Annotated in this window: 14 protein-coding genes; 12 read left to right on the forward strand and 2 right to left on the reverse strand. The window is 41.7% G+C overall.

What is annotated here, in order from left to right; genetic code table 11:
* Positions 1 to 142 precede the first annotated feature (142 nt).
* The 12 genes from ilvC to MHB64_RS06535 all read left to right on the forward strand — a co-directional run bounded on the left by ilvC (position 143) and on the right by MHB64_RS06535 (position 19,965).
* A complete protein-coding gene (gene ilvC, locus MHB64_RS06480) occupies positions 143 to 1,135 on the forward strand; it encodes a ketol-acid reductoisomerase (RefSeq protein ID WP_036679485.1) in 993 nt (330 codons plus the stop codon).
* A 100-nt stretch (positions 1,136 to 1,235) separates the two neighbouring features.
* Positions 1,236 to 2,777: a 2-isopropylmalate synthase gene (locus MHB64_RS06485; protein WP_341133978.1), complete on the forward strand. Its 1,542-nt coding sequence runs from the start codon at positions 1,236 to 1,238 to the stop codon at positions 2,775 to 2,777.
* Between the two features lie 328 nt (positions 2,778 to 3,105).
* On the forward strand, positions 3,106 to 7,068 hold the full coding sequence (locus tag MHB64_RS06490) for a collagen binding domain-containing protein (RefSeq protein WP_341133979.1): 3,963 nt from the start codon (positions 3,106 to 3,108) through the stop codon (positions 7,066 to 7,068).
* 295 nt (positions 7,069 to 7,363) lie between these two features.
* Positions 7,364 to 8,206 carry an MBL fold metallo-hydrolase gene (locus MHB64_RS06495; RefSeq protein ID WP_341133980.1) on the forward strand — a complete coding sequence of 281 codons (843 nt, stop codon included), beginning with the start codon at positions 7,364 to 7,366 and terminating at the stop codon, positions 8,204 to 8,206.
* 161 nt (positions 8,207 to 8,367) lie between these two features.
* Entirely contained in the window at positions 8,368 to 10,107 is a 1,740-nt protein-coding gene (locus tag MHB64_RS06500; RefSeq protein WP_094869945.1) for a sensor histidine kinase, read from the forward strand.
* 2 nt (positions 10,108 to 10,109) lie between these two features.
* Complete coding sequence (locus tag MHB64_RS06505) at positions 10,110 to 11,450, forward strand: response regulator transcription factor (RefSeq protein WP_094878058.1); 1,341 nt, start codon at positions 10,110 to 10,112, stop codon at positions 11,448 to 11,450.
* A 125-nt stretch (positions 11,451 to 11,575) separates the two neighbouring features.
* The gene (locus MHB64_RS06510) at positions 11,576 to 13,309 is read left to right on the forward strand and encodes an extracellular solute-binding protein (protein WP_341133981.1); all 1,734 of its coding nucleotides are present in this window, start codon (positions 11,576 to 11,578) and stop codon (positions 13,307 to 13,309) included.
* Positions 13,310 to 13,398: 89 nt separating this feature from the next.
* Complete coding sequence (locus MHB64_RS06515; RefSeq protein ID WP_094869948.1) at positions 13,399 to 14,289, forward strand: ABC transporter permease; 891 nt, start codon at positions 13,399 to 13,401, stop codon at positions 14,287 to 14,289.
* A gap of 9 nt (positions 14,290 to 14,298) precedes the next feature.
* The gene (locus MHB64_RS06520; protein WP_094869949.1) at positions 14,299 to 15,192 is read left to right on the forward strand and encodes a carbohydrate ABC transporter permease; all 894 of its coding nucleotides are present in this window, start codon (positions 14,299 to 14,301) and stop codon (positions 15,190 to 15,192) included.
* Between the two features lie 52 nt (positions 15,193 to 15,244).
* Complete coding sequence (locus tag MHB64_RS06525) at positions 15,245 to 16,525, forward strand: Gfo/Idh/MocA family protein (protein WP_341133982.1); 1,281 nt, start codon at positions 15,245 to 15,247, stop codon at positions 16,523 to 16,525.
* Positions 16,525 to 18,186: a DUF4091 domain-containing protein gene (locus MHB64_RS06530; RefSeq protein WP_094869951.1), complete on the forward strand. Its 1,662-nt coding sequence runs from the start codon at positions 16,525 to 16,527 to the stop codon at positions 18,184 to 18,186. The genes MHB64_RS06525 and MHB64_RS06530 overlap by 1 nt, the downstream gene beginning before the upstream one ends.
* Positions 18,187 to 18,216: 30 nt before the next feature.
* Entirely contained in the window at positions 18,217 to 19,965 is a 1,749-nt protein-coding gene (locus MHB64_RS06535; RefSeq protein WP_341136053.1) for a glycoside hydrolase family 35 protein, read from the forward strand.
* 115 nt (positions 19,966 to 20,080) lie between these two features.
* On the opposite strand, the gene MHB64_RS06540 is transcribed toward MHB64_RS06535, so the two are convergent.
* On the reverse strand, positions 20,081 to 21,235 hold the full coding sequence (locus MHB64_RS06540; protein ID WP_094869953.1) for a response regulator: 1,155 nt from the start codon (positions 21,233 to 21,235) through the stop codon (positions 20,081 to 20,083).
* A gap of 86 nt (positions 21,236 to 21,321) precedes the next feature.
* Positions 21,322 to 24,276 carry a hybrid sensor histidine kinase/response regulator gene (locus tag MHB64_RS06545; protein WP_341133984.1) on the reverse strand — a complete coding sequence of 985 codons (2,955 nt, stop codon included), beginning with the start codon at positions 24,274 to 24,276 and terminating at the stop codon, positions 21,322 to 21,324.
* Positions 24,277 to 24,432: the final 156 nt, after the last annotated feature.

Here is a 24,432-nt window from a genome sequence, read left to right on the forward strand (position 1 = left end):
GATTGCATTAATCTGATATGATATGAATGAACTTCCCGCTAAAGAGCGGGAGCTTGAAGAGGAGCTTGATAAGGTATGAATCCAGTTCTCTTGAAGCACCCGCTCTTTATGATGGGTCTCAAATTAAAGGAGGATATTGACAATGGCAGTTACAACGTACTATGAACAGGATGCAGAACTTAGTGTATTAAAAGGAAAGACAATTGCGGTAATCGGGTACGGTAGCCAAGGACATGCCCAAGCACAGAATCTTCGTGACAGTGGTCTTCAAGTTGTCATCGGTCTTCGTGAAGGTAAATCTTTCGAAACTGCAAAAAATGACGGTTTTGAAGTATTGCCAGTAGCTGAAGCAGTATCCCGTGCAGATGTTGTGCAAATCTTAATGCCAGACGAAACTCAAGCATCCGTATATAAAAATGAAGTGGAACCAAACCTTAAAAAAGGCGCAGCTTTGATGTTCTCCCACGGCTTTAACGTACACTTTGGACAAATCGTTGCTCCTAAAGATGCGGACGTGCTGCTCGTAGCACCAAAATCTCCAGGTCACATGGTTCGTCGTACTTATGTTGAAGGCTTTGGCGTTCCTGGCTTGATTGCTATCGAACAAGATGCAACTGGAAAAGCTAAAGAAATCGGTCTTGCTTATGCAAAAGGTATCGGCTGTACACGTGCAGGGGTTATCGAAACTTCTTTCCGTGAAGAAACCGAAACTGACTTGTTCGGTGAGCAAGCTGTACTTTGCGGTGGCGTATCTGCACTGATCAAAGCTGGATTCGAAACATTGACTGAAGCAGGTTATGCTCCTGAAATGGCTTACTTCGAATGTCTGCATGAACTGAAGCTGATCGTTGACATGGTATATGAAGGCGGATTGTCCAGCATGCGTGATTCCATCAGTAACACTGCTGAATACGGTGACTATGTAACTGGTCCTCGCATTGTAACTGAAGATACTAAAAAAGCAATGAAAGCTGTACTGACGGATATCCAAGAAGGTAAATTCGCTCGCGACTTCATCCTTGAGAACCAATCCGGACGTGCTTTCCTTACAGCTACTCGTCGCAACGAAGCTGCTCACCCAGTTGAAGTTGTAGGTAGCCAATTGCGTGAAATGATGCACTGGATTAAGAAGTAATCATATATACTTATGATTAAATAGTGTGACCTTCAAATGCGGCCGTGACTATGCGAGCCGCATTTGAGGGTTTTAGCACAATCTTTGGGAGGTGCTTTGCATGCGGAAAATTTATGTGTTCGATACGACGCTGCGAGACGGAGAGCAGTCGCCGGGTGTGAACCTTAACACGCGTGAAAAAGTAGAGATCGCCTACCAGCTGGAAAAGCTGGGGATTGACCGCATGGAAGCGGGCTTTCCTGCTGCTTCACCAGGTGACCTGGCTTCGGTAAATGCAGTTGCAAGAGCAGTAAAGAACGTCACCGTAATCGGTCTTTCTCGTTCTAGAGAGACAGATATTGATGCAGTAAAAGAAGCATTGCAGGGGGCACAGGACCCTTGCATTCATATTTTTCTAGCCACATCTCCTATTCACCGCCAGCATAAGCTACGGATGGATAAAGCTCAGGTGCTGGAAACTGCACAATCTGCTATCCGATATGCCAAGAAATATTTCCCTAAACTTGAGTTTTCGTTAGAAGACGCAGGTCGTACAGAGTATGATTTCATGGCTGAAATGGTCGGAATGGCTATCCGAGAAGGCGCTAATGTTGTTAATATCCCGGATACTGTAGGTTATCTGAATCCTTCTGAATATGGAGCTATTTTTAAATACTTAAAAGAAAATGTGCCTGATATTGAACGTGTACAGCTTAGTGCTCATTGTCATAACGACCTTGGCATGGCTACGGCCAATACGCTAGCCGCGATTCAGAATGGTGCAGATCAGATTGAAGGAACGATTAACGGTATTGGTGAACGTGCTGGAAACACAGCGATTGAAGAAGTTGCATTGGCGCTGGAGACACGTGCTGAATTTTTTGGCGCAAAAACTTCTTTAACGTTATCCGAGATTTCTCGTACAAGTCGCTTGGTCAGCAAGTTGACAGGTATGGTAGTCCCAGGGAATAAGGCGATTGTAGGAGCTAATGCATTTGCTCATGAATCGGGTATTCACCAGGACGGAATGCTGAAAGAGAAAACCACTTATGAGATCATGACACCGGAGACCATAGGACTTAAAGAGAGCAAGCTGGTACTTGGTAAGCACTCTGGACGCCATGCTTTCCGCGATAAGTTAAGTGATCTAGGATATGATTTATCCGAAGCTGAGCTTAATACAGCCTTTTCAAGGTTTAAGGACTTGGCCGATAAGAAAAAAGAAGTGTCTGATGAAGATATTTTGGCATTGATTGAAGAGAAACTAATCGATACGCCAGAAATATTCAGACTTCAGACGATTTTCGTTACTTACGGCAATAAAGCTGTTCCAGCCGCCAAGGTGATTATCGATGGTCCGGAAGCGGAACCTATTGTAGCAGAGGCAGAAGGTAATGGTTCGGTAGATGCCATCTACAATGCTATTGATAAAGCCACGGGTGAGGAAGTTACCCTTGGAGATTATTCCATTAAATCCGTCTCCCGTGGTAAAGATGCACAGGGTGAGGTTCATGTAGTACTGTCGCAGGGTGAAGTCGCTGCACAGGGCCGTGGCCTTAGCACCGATATTCTAGAGGCGAGTGCCCGCGCTTATATCGATGCACTTAACAAGCTTCTGGAGAAGCGTAAAACTTACACCAAACGTGATCACGCTAGTCTATAAAATGTACAATGTATTTTTTATTTTTTCTAAGTAGTATTACTCTACTATTAACATCTAGATGAGTAAGCATTAGATACGACAGGGATATGCGAGTTTACATCGCATATCCCTGTTTTTTTATTTGGAAGAAAAAGTATGGAAAAGACTTCTACTGGACTCTGTTCAGATTATGTATAGATACACTATTTACAATAGATGAATGTAAGTATGGCGATTAGTAGAAGGAGAAAAGATCAAGGAGGTCATTATAGAGGATAAGAGTACTGGATCCAAAGGATAGAGCTTGTGAAAAGTATAATAAAAGGGTGAAAAAGGAGGAAATCACGAAATGTTATCAAAAAAGAAAATAAGCGCATGGCTCATAGTATTATTACTTGTGACGCAATGGGCGTATAGCTTTGGCTTCGGGTTTAATACGCAGGCATATGCGAGTGGGAATGGTACTGTGATTGGAGATAATCTCATTACTAGTGTTACGCTTGCAGTATACACCGATGATAAATACACAAATACGGTTACGGAAAGCGTATATCAGCTTGATTCCTATTCGGAATTAAACTATACATGGGCAATTTCAGATGGGCATGGGTATAAGGAGGGTTCTACCTTTACGTTTGACCTTCCAACACAGTTTGAACTTTATAATGATTTGAATGGTAATCTTATTTTTGACGATGAGCCTGTAGGGACTTATACAGTCGACAAAAATACCAATAAAGTTGTATTCACATTTAACAAATATATTGAATCCCACGATCAAGTGGGGGGCACCTTTACAGTTAGGTCGCTACTGAGCTCCAAAAAGATTACAGGCTCTGCGAAGCAGACAATAATATTCCCAATTCAGGGAGGAACTCAAACCATTGAGCTTAATTTTAAGCCAAAGGTTAGCTCAACGATAGAAAAAAACGGTTCACCGAAGCCACAGTATTATAACCCAACAAGCATCGCTTGGACGGTTGATGTGAACAAGGTTCTGGATAGTGTTTACAATGCAGAGGTTACAGACAAGCTTCCTTTGGGATTGTCTTTAAATACCGTATCTATTGTGGTCTATGAGCTTGATGTGAAAATAGATGGACAAGTGAGTCAAGGAAATGTAATAGATAGCAGTAAGTATGATGTGACAGATTCAACTGGGGCAGAATTAAAGTTGAAATTTAAAGACAACCCAATCACAAAGGCATACCGCATTGGCTTCTCAACGGATATTACCGGTACGGGTGTGGATAGTACTGCATTTACGAACGAAGCTGTCTTAAAGGGTGATGGAGGAATATCCAAGAAGGCTAGTACTACAGTTACAGTTGGGCGCGGCAAGCCGCTGTCGAAAGAGTCCACTGGATACGATGCGGCAACTCAGACGCTTTCCTGGGCTGTTAATTTCAATTACAATGAGAAAACAATTTTAGCGGCGAATGCTATTTTAAAGGATACGTTTAACAACTCCCAAGATCTAATCCCTACCTCTGTTAAAGTCTATCCAGTAACGATTGACAGCAAGGGTAAAGGGATCAAGAGCGCGGAAATTGCTTCAAGCGAATATACGGTAACGCCAACAACTGCAACGGGGTTAAATGGCTTTGATCTGAAATTCAACAATGATATAAGTTCTGCCTATCGAATTGAATATCAGACAAAAGCAAATGGTCGTATATATGATGATGCCCAAATTACGAACAAGATTACTTATGATGGAAAATCGGAAACTGTAAAACGTGATATTAAACAGCAAATTCTTCATAAGAATTATGGCAATGTTAATTATGCGACAAAGACCATTGATTGGACTATTCAAATTAATGATGACAGCAAGACTATGGAAAATTTAGTGGTGACCGATACTTTTGGCAATGCGGGATTAACGCTTATCCCGGGCACATTAAAGGTTAAACCGACCAAAGGTGGAACTGCTACCGTTCATACTGTTGTTTACAATGATCATAATCCGGCTGCAGTGAACGATGGGTTTGTGATTACTTTTGATGGTTCAATTAATGAGCCTTACACTATTACCTATACAACAAGCTTTAACTATGATTGGCTGGCTTCGGGCAAAACACAATTTTCAAATAAAGGCGCACTCGATTGGAAAGAAACGGTGAACGGGGTACAGGAGTCAAAGCATAAAGAAGTGACCGTAACCTTTAATCCAAGAGATGAAGTTAAAAACAATGGGAAAAAGAGTGGGTCCTACAATGCTGTAACCAAAGAGATCACTTGGAATATTGGTGCCAACTATAATCAGAAAACGTTAAGCCAAGCTCAACTGGTAGATACTATTTCGGCTGGCCAAGTCGTCAACGAGGATTCTGTAAAAGTTTATAAATGGGAATATGGGAAGGATGGTGATCCCTCTCCTCAAGCTAATGTGAATTCCGCTGATTATAATGTGAAGTTGAATGGTAATGAGCTGAAGGTGACATTTAATAAAACCATTAATTATGCGTTCTACGTCACTTTCAAAACTACATTCGCTGATCAAGCGATTGATTCAAATGAAATTAAAAATACAGCTATATTATATGACAGCACGAAAGTAGAATCCGCAAAACTGGAAGCCACTGTTAGCATTCCACAAGGTGGGGAATATGTTAATAAAGGCGGCGATCAGGACGGCAATAAAATACATTGGACCGTTAACATCAACCGTAACCAATCTTTTGTAAAAGAAGCGGTAATTACAGATATTCCGAGCGATAATCAGATCCTACTGTCTAATACTTTTCATGTCTATAAAACGACTGTTAAAGCTGATGGGACTATAACAGCAACCAATCAAGAATTGATCAAAGATAAGGATTATAAGCTGGAGATTACTGCGGATATCAATGGAAAGGAAAGCTTTGAGCTTAGCTTCCTAAAGGATATTTCGGAGGCTTATATTCTGAAATATGACTCCCTGATTACAGCACAGAACAATGATAAAGTAACCAATAAGGTTAGTTTTGATGGTAAGAACATTAAGGTAATAACAAATGAAAGTACCAAGGAAATTACAGTTAAGCTTTCCAGCGGTTCTGGTACAGGAAGTGGTGTAAGAGGACCGCTGACGATTACGAAAGTAGACTTTAATAATTCTGCAAAGCTACTAAGTGGTGCTACGTTTGATCTATATCGCGTTGTTGACAACGATAAGGTCTGGATAAAGGACGGTACTACGGATATAAATGGGATAATCGAATTTACCAAGCTAACCGGTGGGAAATATGTAGTGATTGAGAAAACAGCACCTGTGGGTTATGTTCTTGATCAAACACCACATGAAGTGACTATTGCCTTGACGACCGGGATAAGTCTTGAGGTAAAGAATAAAGTTCCAACACCAACAGCAACACCCGCTCCGACAGTAACACCGGTGCCGACGGTTGCACCGACACCAACACTAACGCCGACACCAACACCGACGCCGACACCAACACCGACGCCGACGACAACACCGACGTCGACACCGACGACAACACCGACGTCGACACCGACGACAACACCGACGTCGACACCGACGACAACACCGACGTCGACACCGACGACAACACCGACGTCGACACCAACAGCGACGTCGACACCAACACCGACGCCGACACCAACAGCGACGCCGACACCAACAGCGACGTCGACACCAACGCCGACGTCGACGACAACACCGACGTCGACACCGACATCGACACCAACGCCGACGGAAACGCCTGTGTCGACAGTAACACCGACGTTGACACCAGACAATCCAACGTTTCCTGTATCGACTTCGACGCCAGTGCCTGGAGTCATCGTTACGGCTACTCCATCCGCAACACCTGTGGTGGTAACGCCAACTGTAACACCAACTGTAACACCAACAGCAACTCCATCTATCACGTCGGTGCCAACTAATACACCTGTTGTTCCACAGCCAACACCACCTGTACAGAAGGAGACTACTACTGAAGAAGTTCCTCTTGAAGGTGAAATTCCACTAGGTGGATTACCAAGTATCGGTGATAAGCCTGATCATGGTAAGGTGACCATTACTAAAGATGGCAAGTGGGTATATACACCAGACCCAGGCTTCATTGGGAAAGACAAGTTCACGATCATTGTGACAGATGAGAATGGAAATGAAGAAGAAATCGAGATTGAGATTGATGTTGAGGAAGTACCGAAAGGTACAGTGAAAGAACCAGGGGATAACAGCAATAAACCAACTCAGCTTCCGAAGACGGGAGAAGACAGCGCGCTACCTATTTACTTAGTAGGTGGAAGTCTAGTCCTTGTGGGATTTGTGTTAGCTCGAAGATTTAAACGAAGTAATTAATATATCGTAATGACAAGGGGGCTGGCCCAAAAGTAGATTTTCTACGAGCGGCGACAGGCGGAACTCAACTCCCATAGGATAAAAGTTAACGAAGTAAGGCTCCTCCTGTTATTGGGGGAGCCTTGCTTTTTATTTTGGTCTATGGCTGCGCGCTTCATAACCTTCTTCGAAGTGAACCTTGACGAAAAGGCGGTTTTCGCTCATTATTCGTAATGTAGCGCCAGCGACACTATTAAGCATATATTTTTTCAAAAATAGGTAAGCGCTATCATAAAATGCGCTGGGAGATGATACCATGGAATTTATGTATTTAGGAACTGGAGCAAGCGAGGGTTATCCAGCTTTATTTTGTCAATGTGAACGTTGTTCTATGGCGATGGAGCTTGGTGGGAAAAATATTCGTGCTCGCACAGGAGCGCTTATTAACTCTGATTTGCTGCTGGATTTCTCACCTGACATGTATATGAATAAGCTTCGTTACAAATTGGATTTGGGGCAAGTTAATCATTTGATTGTTACGCATTCGCATACTGATCATTTTGCAGCAGCAGAGCTCATGATGAGGCATGAGCATTGGTATTGTCAGCTGCAGGAGAGTGGAAAAAAACTACATATTTACGGAAATGAAACGGTAGAAGAAACGATGAAGTCAGCTCTTCGCTATGATTATGGAACCGATACGATTGAAGATCCTTTTTACGAGTTTCATATCATACAGCCTTTCATGCCCTTCACTCTAGGAGAAGTGACAGTAACCGCATTGCCAGCCCATCACAAGCCGGATGAACATTGCTTTATCTATCTACTAGAGCAGAATAACACAAGATTCTTATACGGCAATGATAGCGGTGTATTCAATGATGTAACCTTCAATTATCTCCGTGATAAGCACCTGGACGTTGTTAGTCTGGATTGTAATTATGGGCTAGAGGATAGATATGATTATCATATGGGGATCTCCGGTTGTCGGATTGTAAGAGAAAAATTGTTTGACCAAAATAGTTGTGATACTAGTACCTCATTTATTCTCACTCATTTCTCTCACTACAGCGCAGAGTTGCATGATACTTTAGTTAAGAATACAGCAGAGGAGAATTTCATCATTTCCTATGATGGGATGAAAGTCTTCTTAGCATGACATGATGATGGTCTATCTCTAATTAAAAAAATAGTCATTACCCGTAAAATCCTCCCTTGAGGAAAGGACTACTTTACGGGTCTTTTTTATAGCTTTAAGCGAAATTATAGAAGCCATCTAACTTATTACAGGCTCAGAATGAGTAGATACGGAGGTAGAGAATGAAGCTGCTGGCTACGGGAAAAGTAAAATGGTTCGTCTATCAGAAAGTCGTCATCGTATTTATTGTCTTTCTGATTCCACTCATATCGATGAATATTTGGGTGAATTATAAGGGAATGTCATTCACCAAAAATGCAATTTTGGACTCATCCCTGGCTGGGGCATCATTCTATTCCAAGCAACTGGATAAAGAGATATATTTCATCCGCAATCAACAATTACAATTTCAAGAAGATAAAAACATACAGAAGCTTAGTTTCCGAGGTGAAAGTTTAGAAAAGTATGAAGAGGTAGAATTAATCGGTAATGCTGAAGATCTATTGAATCGGATCATTGCCTCAAGCGAATATGTGGTTAACGCCGGGGTATATGTTAAGTCTCTGGGCAAAACGATCTCTGGTAAGACGGGGGTCACGGCCATTCCTAATATGGAGTACGAGAAAATTTCCTCGTTACTTAACGTTAAGCAGAAGCCCTCATTCTATCGGAGCGGTGATGCGATTTTCCTTATAGAAACAGGAGATAATGCGGAGCTTTGGTCGTATATTGAAATCTCAAAAGGTAAGCTATTGGAGGCACTAAATCAAATCGCAACCTTATATCAAGAATCGGAGGTATTTCTGGGAAGTAATGAGCTGGGCAATATTCTATCTACTACAGACGATCAGTTAGTGTCTACTGAGGTGCTTAGGCTCATCACCAAACAGGATCAGTTTAATTCCGATATCCCAGAAATAAACAAGGTGAACGGTAAAAGTTACTTTATTGCCCATAACTTTATCAGTTCTTTGAATCTATCCTTGATTATGTATGTGAATCAGAATGAAATCACAAGGCCCTTAAGTCAATTTAATACACTACTATATGCCTCTTTTGTCATCGCTATTGTGGTAATGGTACTTTATTCTTATTCGGTAAATCTAATGATTCATCGGCCCTTATCCAAATTGGTTAAGACATTCCGTATGGTAGAAACGGATAATCTTGATTTAGTCATCGAGTCAAAGACCAAAGATGAGTTTTACTATATATTTAACAGTTTTAATCGTATGGCTTCTAGACTTAAGCGTTCTATTGAAGAGAATTATGAACAGAAGATTGCCCTACAGCATTCGCAGTTGAAGCAATTGCAGTCACAAATTAACCCGCATTTTCTCTATAACAGCTTCTTTAATATTTACATGATGTGTAAAGTAGGAGATTCCGATAGTGCGGCTGAGCTCTCACAAAAGCTAGGGAGCTACTACCAATACATCACGAGAAGTGGATCGGACGAGGTGGCTTTCTTTAAGGAGTATCAGCATGCGCTTGATTATTGTGAAATTCAGTGTATTCGCTTCTCGAATCGTATTTCTTTCGAATATGAAGAAATACCCGTTTTGGCGAACGCGATTTTAGTACCGAGGCTGATTATTCAGCCAATTGTTGAGAATGTGTTCGAGCATGCTTTCGAAGACGACTCCCGAAACGGGGTTGTCTATATTGGTGCCGAATGCGAAGAGGGAATAATAATTATCACGATTGAAGATAGCGGCACTCTTTTAAAAGATGAGGAAATAGAGCACTTGCAGAAGAAGCTTGCGATGGGTTTAAAACAAGTTGAGAAGACGGGATTAATCAACGTTAATAATAGACTCCAATTGAAGTACGGTCCAGATAGTGGCTTGTTTGTCTCTCGCAGCAAATACGGAGGATTGAGGGTAGAACTGATAGTTAAATACGAGAGTAAGGAAGTGTGATTATGTATAGATTACTAATTGTAGATGATGAGCCTGTGATTGTGAATGGATTAGTCCAACTGTTTCAGGATAACTCAGAATTTGAACTGGATATACGAAAAGCTTACTCCTCAAGCGAAGCTCTTGAAATTGCTAAGAAAACGAAACTGGATATTTTGGTTAGCGATATTCGTATGCCTCAGAAGAATGGTCTCCAGCTCGTGGACGAAATCGTCTATTATTGGCCATTATGCCGGGTGATTTTCCTTACAGGATACAGTGAATTTGATTATGTATACGAAGCGATTCGTAAGAATGTGGACAATTACATTCTGAAAACGGAAGGAATTGAACCTATTTTCCAAGCAGTGAAGGCAGCAGTCGACAAGCTAGACGAGGAGAACCGTCGCAGACTTCAATTGGAGAAGGCGCAAATGCACTATCAAATCGCTAGTTCCTTCCTAAAGAGAGAGCTGATGGAGCGGGTGCTGAGCGGGGAGTCTATTACTTCTATACTCAATAATGTACGTTACAAGGATGTAGAGTTCGGCATTGCATTAGATCGTCCTTCGTTCTTTCTTGTTGGTATCTTAGATCGATTAGATGATCCAAAATTTAAAATGCCTCCGTCTGTTCAGCGTATTTTTCATGATCACCTGCCTGCATCTATTGCATGTGAAGAAGTGATTTATGATGATCGTGTATTCCTATGGCTGCTTCAACCAGATGAAGGGTTGCTGAATCGCTTTCGTAGTGACTATCCTGATCAAGGGGTAAATTGGTCTGGAATCGTTGCTTATATGAGAGGGATATTAGAGCCTGTACAGAATGAGTGTGATGAGCTGCTAAGTGTCTGCGTTTCATTCGGGATATCGGGGGATTTACTTAACCATTGGGAATCGATCCATCTTCAAGTTGAAGCAGTGCGTTCTATGATTCTTAAGAGAGCTTTATTAGGTCAGCACATGCTTATCTTAGACCTTGAGAAACTAAGTCAACTAGAGGATACGATGCACAAAGCTGGAGGAATCGAGCAGGAAGATTTCAAGACGCTAATCATTGAACAAATTCATCAATTTGTGCAGGAGAACCTATCTGGAGATATATCGCTTACCTCAATTGCTGCAGAGGTGCATCTTAATCCGTCCTATTTATCTCGTTATTATAAACAGACGACAGGTCAAAATTTATTAGAGTATATCCAGTCGACGAAGCTGCATGTTGCTCTGCAGCTGATGAAGAATACAACTCTGAAACTAAATGAAATCGCTATCCGGGTCGGTTTTGAATCACCATCCTACTTTACAACATTCTTTAAACGGAAGATGGGCTTATCTCCACAGGAATACCGAAATTCAAAATGAGTAAATAAAGTGAAAGTGATGTAAAAAAAACGAAATTGAAAGCGGTTTCCTCTGTGACTAAAATATTAACTAGGAACATTGATTAACTACAAGAATTGCAGCAAACAAAGGGGGGAAGCATTCAGATGAAGAAAATGAGATCATGGAAAATGGTTTTATCAGTAACGATGATTCTTTCATTATTGTCAGCATGCGGAAGTCAAGGAAATGGAAATGCGAATGCACCATCTACGCCTAAGGAAAACACTACGAATAGTGCCACAAACAGCGCGACAGCACCTGATCCATTAGGGAAATACCCGGAAACGGTTACTGTTACAGAAATACTCGGATATAATCCACCAGAAGATCCCAGAACTCCAAGCGGAATAACACCGGAACAAAATGCCTACCTGAAAGATCTCAAAGAGATGATAAATATTGAAGTGAAATACAAATGGACCGTTCCCTCTGCCCAGTTCGAGCAAAAGTTCTCGCTTGCCATGGCATCAGGGGATCTACCCGATGTGATAGAAGTTGATCAGAAGAACTATGAGAAGCTTAAAAAGCAAGATATGCTTGCTGATCTGACAGATGCTTATGCACAATATGCTTCACCAGCTCTAAAGGCTTATATGGACTCAGATGGTGGATTTGCGATGAAAACGTTCAGTGCGGAGGGGAAGCAATTAGGTATCCCTGCATTTGAAGATCCCTTCTTATCCACACAGCTGTTATGGATTCGTCAAGATTGGCTTAATAATCTAGGTTTACAGGCACCGAAGACGATCGATGAGCTTGAGAAAGTTGCACAAGCATTTACACATAATGATCCAGATCAGAATGGTAAGAATGACACCTATGGTTTAGCCATACAAAAGAATCTCTTCTTCTGGGGATTTGATGTCAGAGGTTTCTTTAATGGATTTGGTGCTTATCCTTCCGTTGGAGATAAACAATCGGCTTGGATTAAAGGCGACGATGACAAATTGTTACCGGGATTGATTCAACCTGAAGTGAAGACTGCACTTGGTAAGCTACAAGCCTGGTATAAAGATGGAATTATTGATAAAGAGTTTGCACTAAAGGATGAGAATAAGGCTGTAGAAGATCTGACTGCAGGTAAAGTGGGTATTTCCTACGGAGAGTGGTGGTATCCGAACTGGCCGCTTAACTCCAGCGTAGACAAAGATCCCAAGGCGGATTGGATTGCAATTCAACTTCCAGGGATTGATGGTCCAGCTAAATCACTCGTTCCAAAAATCCGCAGCAATAAAATTTTCGTTGTGAACAAAAAGATGAAGAACCCAGAAGCAGCGATTAAGATGCTCAATTTCTACATCGAAGTTGGTAATAAGAAATACAAGGATAAGAACAAAGCGGCAGATGGCTATGTATACAACTGGTTTAACCCACGGATTGCCAACCCTGTTGATATTGATACGATTTACAACGAAGTGAACAAAGCGCTTGATGCTAATCAGACTGAAATTACAATAGACGATGCAAATTATAAGACCGTTGCGGATACATTCAAAGCGACTAAGGACTTCCTGGCAGGCGACACATCTAACGCTACCAAAGGTGTAAACTGGGGGCAATATTATAGCCGGGCTGCAAAAGACGGTGGCTGGGGCTTAACACGACAAATTAAAGAAAATCAACAATTTGTATACAACGAGTTTTATGGTCTTCCTACACCAACAGTCGTGGAAAAGGGCGGTCAGCTGGATAAGTTGATGCAAGAGTCCTTTACCAAGATTATCATGGGCGGTTCTCTTGATGATTTCGATAAATTCGTGGATAGCTGGAAGGCACTTGGCGGTAATGAAATTATTGATGAGGTCAATGAATGGTATAGCACGGAAGCTACGAAATAAATCATAGGGACAAGAAAGCGGGTGAGGTGAGTCGGGTGAGCCGACTCACCTCCCGTTTTAAAATGAGTAAGTTGGTGAGGAGGGCATCTATGAAATCACTGAAGAATGAATTTCCGCTTCATATCATGTTAATACCGGGTGTGATTGTTACACTGATTTATGCTTACGGACCGATGGCCGGTCTGGTTATGGCGTTTCAAGAATTTGAGCCGTTATCCGGTTTTTTCAAATCCGATTTTGTGGGATTAGATAACTTCCGTTATGTATTTAATTTACCGGATTTCAAGCAAGTGCTGTGGAATACGCTAGTCATTGCCATCATCAAAATGGTGTTGTCTCTGCTTGTCCCGCTTATTCTAGCTTTATTATTAAATGAGATCACTAAGAAATGGTTCGCAGGTTTTATTCAATCCGCCATTTTCCTCCCGTTCTTCCTTTCATGGACCGTCCTTGGGGGTGTCATTATTGAATTATTCTCTCTGAATGGACCTATTAATGGCTTAATTTCCTCTATGGGCTTAGAACCTATCATGTTCATGCTTGATAATGGTTGGTTCAGGGGGATTATCATTGGCTCGGATGTCTGGAAAGGCATGGGCTACAATATGATCATTATGCTTGCTGCCATCACAGGAATTAACGCGACGCTGTATGAAGCGGCGGAGGTAGATGGTGCAGGAAAATGGAAGCAAATGCTTAACATTACGCTTCCAGGTATAGCACCGATTATTATTTTACTTAGTGTATTAGGTCTCGGTGGTATTCTTAACGCAGGTTTTGAGCAGATATTGATTATGTATAACCCAACTGTATATGCAGGCGCAGATATAATAGATACATTTGTCTATCGATTGGGAATGTTCAGCCAACAATTTGGACCTGCGGCAGCAGTGGGTCTCTTTAAATCGATAATATCTTTATTTATGGTATCAACAACTTACTATGCAGCTTACAAATTTAATAATTACCGCATATTCTAGGAGGTGGAGATGGTGCTACATAAACAATCATTCAGCAGAAAGTTATTTATCGTGTTCAATACGCTGTTGTTAACTTTCATTACCATACTCGGCATTATCCCATTTGTACACTTACTCTCCATCTCACTTAGCTCGAATACAGCTGCTATGGCTGGAGAAGTGAAGCTTTGGCCCGTCGGATTTTCCTGGGATGCTTATGTATATTTAGGAGAAAAGGTAGAGTTCTTTCGTTCCTTGGGAGTCTCCGTAAAACGAGTAGTGCTCGGTTCAGTAGTTAACTTGTTTCTAGTATTTATTACTGCTTATCCGCTTTCCAAATCGAATGATCAGTTTAAATTTAGAACCGTATATGTATGGATATTCGCGATTACGATGTTTTTTGGAGGCGGCTTAATTCCGACGTATATCATTGTGAAAAATACAGGCTTAATCGATTCCATTTGGGCGCTTATCTTACCAGGTGCATTGAATGTATGGAATATGGTTCTGATGCTTAACTTCTTCAGATCTATTCCAAGAGAATTGGATGAAGCGGCTACGATTGATGGTGCCGGACATTGGAGAGTACTTTGGCAAATTTATTTACCGATATCCCTTCCATCCATCGCAACGATTGGGTTATTCACCATAGTTGGGCATTGGAACGCTTGGTTTGACGGTATCCTTTACCTGAATTCACCTGAACATTATCCGCTACAGACCTATCTTTCTACCTTGATTATGTCTATCAATGCCCAGATGTCATCGATGTCCATTGAGCAGCTCAAGGTGATGGAGAATCTGAGTGAGAAGACAATCCGAACGGCGCAAATATTCATGGGTGCATTGCCAATTATGGTAGTCTATCCATTCTTACAAAGGTATTTCGTAAAAGGAATGACGGTTGGTAGTGTTAAAGAATAAAGAAATAGAATAAAGACATAGCATAAAGTCTCATATGAAGGAGCAGATTGCGATGAAGAAAGTCACTGTTGCTTTAATTGGAGCGGGCCTGCGGGGAATTAATTATTCAGAATATGCGATTCAGCACCCCGATGAGCTTCAAGTAGTAGCTGTTGCAGAGCCGAATGCGAAGCGGAGAAATAAATTTAAGGCAAGACATAAGCTGGCTGATGACATGTGCTTTACCCATTGGGATGATTTTTTCGCGTCCCCGAAAGTAGCAGATGCGGTATTTATCTGTACCCAAGACAATCAGCATTATGTGCCGACAATGAAAGCACTGGAGGCAGGGTATCATGTGCTACTAGAAAAGCCGATGTCCCCTGATGCCAAGGAATGTGTACTTATGGGGGAAATGGCCTCTAAAGTGAACCGTGTCTTCTCGATATGCCATGTATTGAGATATACCAATTTCTTCTCAACGATCAAGGAACTGCTGGAGAGTGGTGCGATCGGACAATTGATGTCCATTCAACATAATGAGAACGTGGGTTACTGGCACCAAGCTCATAGCTTCGTAAGAGGGAATTGGAGCAAGAAGGATGAGTCCAGTCCGATGATTCTCGCTAAGTCCTGTCATGATCTGGACATTCTTTCCTGGTTAACAGATTCAGAATGTGTTCGAGTGTCTTCCTTTGGCTCACTGTCTCATTTCAAATCTAGTGAAGCGCCGGAAGGAGCCCCGCTACGTTGCACAGATGGATGCCCAGCATCAGATAAATGTCTCTATTATGCTCCTAATCAATATTTGACGGAGGATACAGATTGGCCTACATCGGCAATTAGCGATGATCCAAGCTATGAAGCCCGCCTGAATGCTCTTCAGGAAGGACCTTATGGACGATGTGTCTATCATTGTGATAATGATGTCGTCGACCATCAAGTTGTAAATCTAGAATTTGCTAATTCCGTAACTATAGCATTTACAATGAGTGCGTTTACCAAAGATGTTAGTCGTACCCTCAAGCTGATGGGTACCACGGGAGAAATTCGCGGTGCGATGGAGAAGAATGAAATTGAAGTGATCCATTTTGGCAGCGGTAAGGTAGAGAGAATTTCGTTCGAAAATGCAGGTGGTCATGTGGGTCATGGCGGCGGCGATATGGGGTTAATCAAAGATTTTGTTAAGCTGGTTCGAGCGGAAGGGAAGATTCAAGGTCTTACATCAGCGAATCATTCCATTCAAAGTCACCTTATGGCTTTTGCAGCAGAGCAATCCCGCATCGAGGGTAACAGTATTGTTCTGAAAGAATTTGCACAAAGTGTCTGTAAAGATGAAGAGGTGAAGCAATGATGAATGCTCCGCAGCCATTTCAGACGATGTTATTAAGTTCGTTGGTTAAGGTATTTGCTGATGAAGTGCCAAATCATGAATCCTATCGCAGTGCAACCGCACTTGTTGGAGAAACATTTTCGTTCCAAGTTGCTTATACCTCAGATACACTTCTAAAGAATATTGAAGTAGAGATAAAATCATCGCTTCCAGATCTAATATGTATAAGATCCGTTGGACTTGTTCCCTCAGAAATGCCTTGTTTCAAAAATCATGATGAAGATGTGCTAAGAACTACGCCGGGATTATATCCAGATCCATTGTATACGCTGGATCAACAATCTATTTCATCGATCCCGGGACAATGGCGATCTTTATGGGTGACGATAACCTTGGATGAATCAATGAGTACGGGGCTTCGTTCTATTCAGGTCCTCTTCCAATCATCTGAAGGGCAGATGTTAGGTGAATCGGATGTATTCGAGTTAACCGTCATCCCTGCAACACTACCGCCTCAAAAGTTAATTCATACGGAATGGTTCCATGTGGATTGTCTTGCTACAAAGTATGGTGTCAAAGTATTTAGTGAAGCGCATTGGGACCTTATAGAACTCTATGCAGATACGATGGTTAAGCATGGCATGAACATGATCTTAACTCCGTTGTTTACACCGCCTTTGGATACAGCCATTGGTGGAGTACGTCCAACGGTTCAATTGATATCCGTGACTAAAGCGGGAGATCGTTATGAATTCGGATTTGATCTGCTTACTCGTTGGGTATCGATGTGCCGCCGGCTTGGCTTCAAATACTTTGAGTTCTCTCATTTATTCACTCAATGGGGTGCAAAGTGTGCACCAAAAATAATGGTAACCATTCAAGGTGAAGATCAGCAACTATTCGGCTGGGATACGGACGCCTCCTCGCCGGAATACCATAGTTTCTTGGATCAATTTTTACCTTGCTTAGATCAATATTTGAAAGAGCAGGGAATAGACCAGCAAAGCTGGTTCCATATTTCAGATGAACCAGGAGAGGAACATTTGGAATCGTACCGAGCTGCAAGTGAGATCATTTATAAACATTTATCAAGTTATCCGATCATGGACGCATTGTCTGAATTGGAGTTGTATGAACAGGGCCTGGTGAAAAGGCCGATTCCTGCGAATACGCATATTGAACCGTTCTTAGAACATCAGGTTCCAGACCTTTGGACGTACTATTGCTGCGCTCAAGGTGAACAAGTATCCAACCGGTTTTTCAACATGCCGTCTGCTAGAAATCGTATAATCGGGTTTCAATTGTATAAATTCGGATTACAGGGCTTCTTGCATTGGGGTTATAACTTCTGGTACTCGCAATATTCATTGAATCAGCAGCTGGACCCTTATCGTACGACTGACGCTGAGCATGCATTTCCCTCAGGAGATGCCTACTTGGTCTATCCGGGAGAAGAAGGCCCGATTGAATCCATTCGATTGGAAGTTCTATATGAAGGGTTGCAGGATTTGCGCGCACTAGAATTACTTGAGCAGAAAATTGGCAAGAAAGCAACGATAGCCATTATGGAAGAGGGTCTGAGCACATCGTTGACCTTCTCTGTATACCCGAGGGATCATGGAACATGGCTCTTAGAGGCAAGAGAGCGGATCAATCAAGCGATAGCAAGTTATTCTACTTAAGTGATCATACCATTACGAGGTGTTGAGAATATGGCAACTTTTCATTATTCAGGATCTTCCTTTTATTATAACGATCAGGCGATACGGCTTATCTCAGGAGCCATCCATTATTTTAGGACTCTGCCGGAACATTGGGAAGACCGTCTTATCAAATTAAAAGCTTGCGGCTTCAATACGGTTGAAACCTATGTGGCATGGAATTTACACGAGCCGAAGAAAGGCCAACTTCATTTTGAAGGTATGGCAGATGTAGTCCGGTTTATTGAACTGGCAGGAGATTTGGGTCTGCATGTCATCGTTCGTCCCGCACCTTATATTTGTGCAGAATGGGAATTTGGTGGACTGCCATCTTGGTTGCTCGCTGATTCGGATATGCGTCTTCGATGCTACCATAAACCATTTCTAGATCATGTAGATGCGTATTATGATGTATTGCTCCCCAAATTACAACCACTGTTATGTACAAATGGTGGCCCGATCATTGCTATGCAGATTGAGAATGAGTACGGTAGTTACGGCAATGACAAGCGCTATTTGACTCATTTAAAAGACAGCATGATTTCCCGTGGGATAGATGTACTACTATTCACTTCCGATGGACCTGAAGACGCGATGTTACAGGGAGGTATGGTCCCAGGTGTGCTGGAGACGGTGAACTTTGGATCACGTCCAGTAGAAGCATTCAACAAGCTCCGTGAATACCAACCAGAGGCTCCAATCATGTGTATGGAATATTGGAACGGCTGGTTTGATCATTGGCGTGAGGAGCATCATACGCGTCCGGCTGAGGATGTAGCAAAGGTATTGGATGAGATACTTAGTTTAGGCGCATCCGTTAATTTCTATATGTTTCATGGCGGAACTAATTTTGGGTTCTACAACGGAGCGAATGGGCATACGTTTGACAGCTATGAACCAACAATTACTAGTTATGACTATGATTCATTACTGAGTGAATCCGGTGAGCCAACAGCTAAATATTATGCAGTTCGTGAAGTGATCTCCAAATATGCAGATCTCGGACCCGTTGAGTTGCCAGCTCCTGTTGCTAAGAGAGCATATGGAAGAGTAGAGATGAAGGAGCAAGCTTCACTTACCGCAAACTTGAATCGCATTTCTGTACCCATTCATTCTGCATACCCTGAACCGATGGAGAAATTGGGTCAGGATTATGGCTTTATTCATTATAGTACGTTCCTTACAGGACCTCGTCCCAAAGAGGAGTTCTTCATCCAGGATTTACATGATCGTGCATTAGTCTTTCTGAATGGAGAACTCACTGCAACCTTAGATCGTGTAGAGCCAGAGGTAAAATTAGAGTTCGAGGTTCCGGCCGAAGGGCTGCATGTTAGTATACTTGTAGAGAATTTAGGACGCATCAACTATGGTCCTTATATGAGAGATTGTAAGGGGATTACCGAAGGGGTAAGGTATGGACGGCAGTTTCTGTCAGAATGGACGACGTATACGTTGCCATTAACAGATTTATCTGGTCTGCAGTTTGAAGGTCTATTCAAGCAAGTGGAACCTAGCTTCTTCCGCAGCACCTTAGTTGTGGATGAACCTTGTGATACGTTCTTGAGCATGGAAGGATGGACTAAAGGCGTCGTGTTCATTAATGGGTTCAACCTTGGACGCTATTGGAATATCGGACCACAGAAAACAATGTATGTGCCGGGACCTTTATTGAAGCAAGGCGACAATGAAATTGTCATCTTTGAATTGCACAGCACTTCAGATACCGCTGTTACCTTCGTAGATCTACCGGAATTAGGATAATAGGGCATAGCTTGTAGCTTGTAAGAATATCACTAGCAGTTTCAAAACGCAGCAATTAATATATCATAACAATAAAGACACCCGAATAGATCCGGGTGTCTTTGATAAATAGAAACTATTTCTTGCTGCGTATTCTAAGGTTATGTAGTTCCCATTGTTCATACCAATCTTGAACAACGGCAGGAAGGCCAATACTAAGATCGCCTTTCAATAAGTCCGTCAGATTCTTGTATTGTTCTTCCACAGCGGATCGTTCCCCAATACTGTCGTAGACCTTCATTAACCCTAAATGTCCTTGTTCAAAGTAGGGCTGAAGCTGTACTACCTTTTGATACACGGTGACAGCTTCGGGAACTCTGTTGTTGTCGATATAGAACTGGGCCATTCCCATAGCATGGTGTAGCCAAATGGTGCGCAGACGTTGTCGTTCGCCCTCTGCCCACAAATAGTCGTAATCTCCAAAATAATCCCCTGAATAAAGTTCAAATACGTTTTGATGTTCTGCATAATTGTCCTCTCCGATGGATTCGAGTGCAAGAATATTGTGCTCCCACTGGGCTGCATCGATTAGAAGCGGCCCGGTCTCAAGCGTATACCCTTCACCGCCACTAACGTTGCTGATATGCAGATCTACCTCACTTTGCTTTAAACATTGCCGTACTTGATAAATGGTTGTGTAGAGATGGGTAGAAGCCTTTTTAAGGTTGAAATCTGGCCATAGTAGGTCAATCAGGGTATCCTTACTGACGAATCGGTTGCGGTTATGAAGCAAGAAAGCAAACAATTCTTGTGCCTTAGAAGTCCTCCAACGGAGATTGTTTAAAGGTTGTCCTCCTCGTTCAAAACGCAGCGATTGAAAACAACGAATCGTTAGTTCTTGTACTACCTCAGTGCTTTTTGGTGCAAACCTCAATCTGTCCTCCAAGCGTTGTACTGTTTTGAATAAACGGTCATGTCGCACGGGCTTCAAAATATAATCAATCGCATTTAACTCAAAGGCTTCCACTGCATATTGGTTATATGCGGTCACGAAAACGATATTAGCGTTTGGACAGACCTCTTGCAGAATTGCGGCAGCCTGAAGTCCGCTCACTTCAGGCATTTCTATATCAATAAAAATAACGTCAGGCTCCAAGGCTGGAGCTTCTTGTATAGCTTGAACCGGGTCTGTATAGGACGCGATGATATGAACAGCTTCCATTTCTTTTAACATGAATTCTAACTTTACGAGAGCAAGGCGTTCATCGTCCACCAATACTGCTTGAATCATTGTTATTCCACCACTCAATATAGTATTTTTTAGCAAAAAACAATATATGATTACTTTTATTTCGGTTCATTATAGTTTGTCTGTGACTAGGTATTTTTGCGATTCATATTTCTTTTTTCAGAAGGGATTATGAAGCTTACTGAAGTGCCTAGCCCTTCCTTGCTTTTAATTAGCAAACCCTTAGCATAGACACGTAACAAGCGTTTATGTGTATTAAGGAATCCAATCCCTCGGGTTACATTAGACTGGCTGCCCAGCAGTTGCTGAAGTTGTTTGGAAGTCATGCCTTTACCATTATCAGCGATTGTAATCTCGATGTCATCAGTTAGTTCTTTGATCGATATTGAAAGCGTACCTCCTTTGGAGCGGCTTAATATACCGTGCCTAACGGCATTTTCAACGAGTGGCTGAATGGTCAAGGGAGGTAACTGAAAATGTAGATTTTCTGCTACATCCCAGTTGATGGTCATCCTGTCCTCAAAACGCTCTTTCTCTATGTACAGATAGGCGCGGACAAGCTCAAGCTCATGTTCAATCGGTATCATCGGCTCAGCGTTCAAGAAGTTAAAGCTTAAACGTAAATAAGAGCTAAAGGCATCAATGAGGTGACTCATACGCTGTGTATCAAAAGATGCCAGAGCTGATATAGAATTTAATGTGTTGAATAAGAAATGGGGTTGTATTTGCGCTTGAAGATACGCTGCTTCCAGGCGAAGCCGTTCATTTACGGACTGTTTTAAATCTGTTAAGGAACGGACCCGTCCTCTTAGCTCCATAGCGTTCATAGGCTTCATTACATAGTCGTTCGCGCCCGAAACAAATCCGGTGTAGATATCTTCCGGCTGGCTACGTGCGGTCAGAAGTAGAATAGGAAGCTCAGCTATGGTAAAACGTTCACGAATTCTCTGTGTTAATTCATAGCCGGACATCTGGGGCATCATTACATCTGTAATGATTAAATCCCATTGATCAATATCCAGTTTTGTTAAAGCATCGATTCCACTGGTTACCGTAACCATTTCATAGTCTTTGATGGATAGTACGCTAGTAAGGATTTTCAAATTAACCGGGTCATCGTCGACAGCCAAAATCTTAGGTCTTCTTCCATCCGTTGAAGTAGCAGATGTATTGTTAATTTCGGATAGCGTAATATGAGATAGTTTGTCCGTATATTCAGTCACTGTTGAGGATTCTAAATTGAATTTTTGAATGCTTGAATCGGATAGAGGCATAGTAAAAGTAAAAGTAGAGCCTTTCCCAAGTGAAGATTTTACACTAATCTCTCCACCGTGAAGTTCAACTAGCTGTTTACAAATACTTAACCCCAATCCAATTCCACCACTTATTGCTGTCACGCTTGAGTCACCCTGTTCATAGGGTTGAAAGGCTCTGCGCTGTGTTTCCTCGTTCATTCCAATGCCAGTATCCGTAATATGGATGCGCACCACACCTTTATGAATATCCGCATGGACCCTAACTGAGCCTACACTCGTATATTTCACAGCATTTTGAAGCAGATTGAACAAAATCTGAATGATTCTTTTCTCATCTGCCACAATAGATGGAAATGAGTCAGGAATCTCTGAGATTAGTGCAATATGCTTACCTTCCGTTAGGAACTTGAGCATATCGAGTACGCCAACAACTACGGATTGAATTGGAACATTTCTTAACTGTAATTGAATGTTGCTCTCACGAAGCTGTGATTGATCTAGAAGATCGTTTATCAGTAAAGACATACGTCTTCCGACGGTAATTAGCAGTTCTAGATTATTTGCGTTCTGATGCATTAATGAGTCTCTCTCACTGTCTAAGACGGTTTCAGCAATATTAATGATGCTATGCAGCGGATTTTTCAGCTCGTGAGAGGTATTAGCTAGGAAATCATCCTTTTGCGTAACGGTTCTTTGCAGGCTTTGTGCCAGATTTTCAGTCTGCTTAGTATTCCAGAAATAACGCTTAAACCCAAAAGTCGCAAAGCATAAAAAGGCAATAATTAGGTCGAAAGGATAATAAGTAACGTTAACCAGATCGGAATTTTTGAACAACCCCCAATGGGTGCTGTTAACGATAGCTAAGATTGATAGCAATAGAAAAATAGAGCCATCGTGGTTTTTAAGTGCAGATTTCAGAAAGAGAACTACAACTTCTGAAGATAGAACGATTATATTGATGATAAAAATGGGTGTAAATACTTCGTAATAACGGACAACGGGACAGAGCATTATGAAAAGGATATGTACCAGGGATATGCTGGTCAGGATCCGAACACTTTTAATTTTTAAATTTTTGAACATTAGTTGCTTGCTTGTCAGTAAGATGAATATAAAAGCCATAATATTAGATATGATTAATAGCTTTAAGCTCCATTGGTAGTTTAAGGGAAGCATATACAGCAAAAGCTTGTCATCATCAATAAGTACAGTAGTTATAGCGGAAATTACCAAAAGAAAAAAATAGATCAACATCTTTTGCCGCGGACCAATGGTATATAATATTGCTGCATAGACTGCATGAAGTAGAAGTACTACACATAATAACAGTTGAAGGCCTATGGAAACGATCCGCTGATGTGTTAAAGTTTTTTCGTTACCCAATAAAATGGGTTTAAAAATACCGCCTGTATGAGATAAAGAGTAGTTGGCTACATGAATCACAATTTCAATCTCAGTCTTATCCGTTGTAAAAGATACGGAGTAAGGCAATACACGAGCAATATAGTCTTCTTTATTGGCAGAGGGAGAACCTGAATTTCCTAGTAGTTCACCATTGATATATATTTCCGAAGAAGTCTGAACCCCGGATATAAGTATGCCATAAGACTGCTTTTCATTTTTATCTACAAGAATCCGTAACCGATAGGAGCCGTAGCCAAAAGCAGACTTTTCGCCATTATGAATGGCATCGTTCCACTGATCCGGGACTTGTATATATTTTTTAGAGGGAGCTTTGTTTAGAGATTCTTTATTAAAAGTGGGAAGCAGCGTATTAGGATAGAATTCCCACTGGCCTTTTAAGGTAAGGAGCTTGTCTTGATTCAATTCTATATTCCGTAAATCGAGAACTCCTTTGACTAATTGTGGTTGTATAACATGAGGCGAAGCCCAAACCCATAGGAAGCGAAATCCAGTAAGTATAGTAAGAAATAGCATGATAATTAGGAAGAGTTTTCTTTTAGTCATAGTAATTAAACATTA

This window comes from Paenibacillus sp. FSL K6-2859 (assembly GCF_038008265.1).
In the GTDB taxonomy this organism is placed as follows: domain Bacteria; phylum Bacillota; class Bacilli; order Paenibacillales; family Paenibacillaceae; genus Paenibacillus_AQ; species Paenibacillus_AQ nitricinens.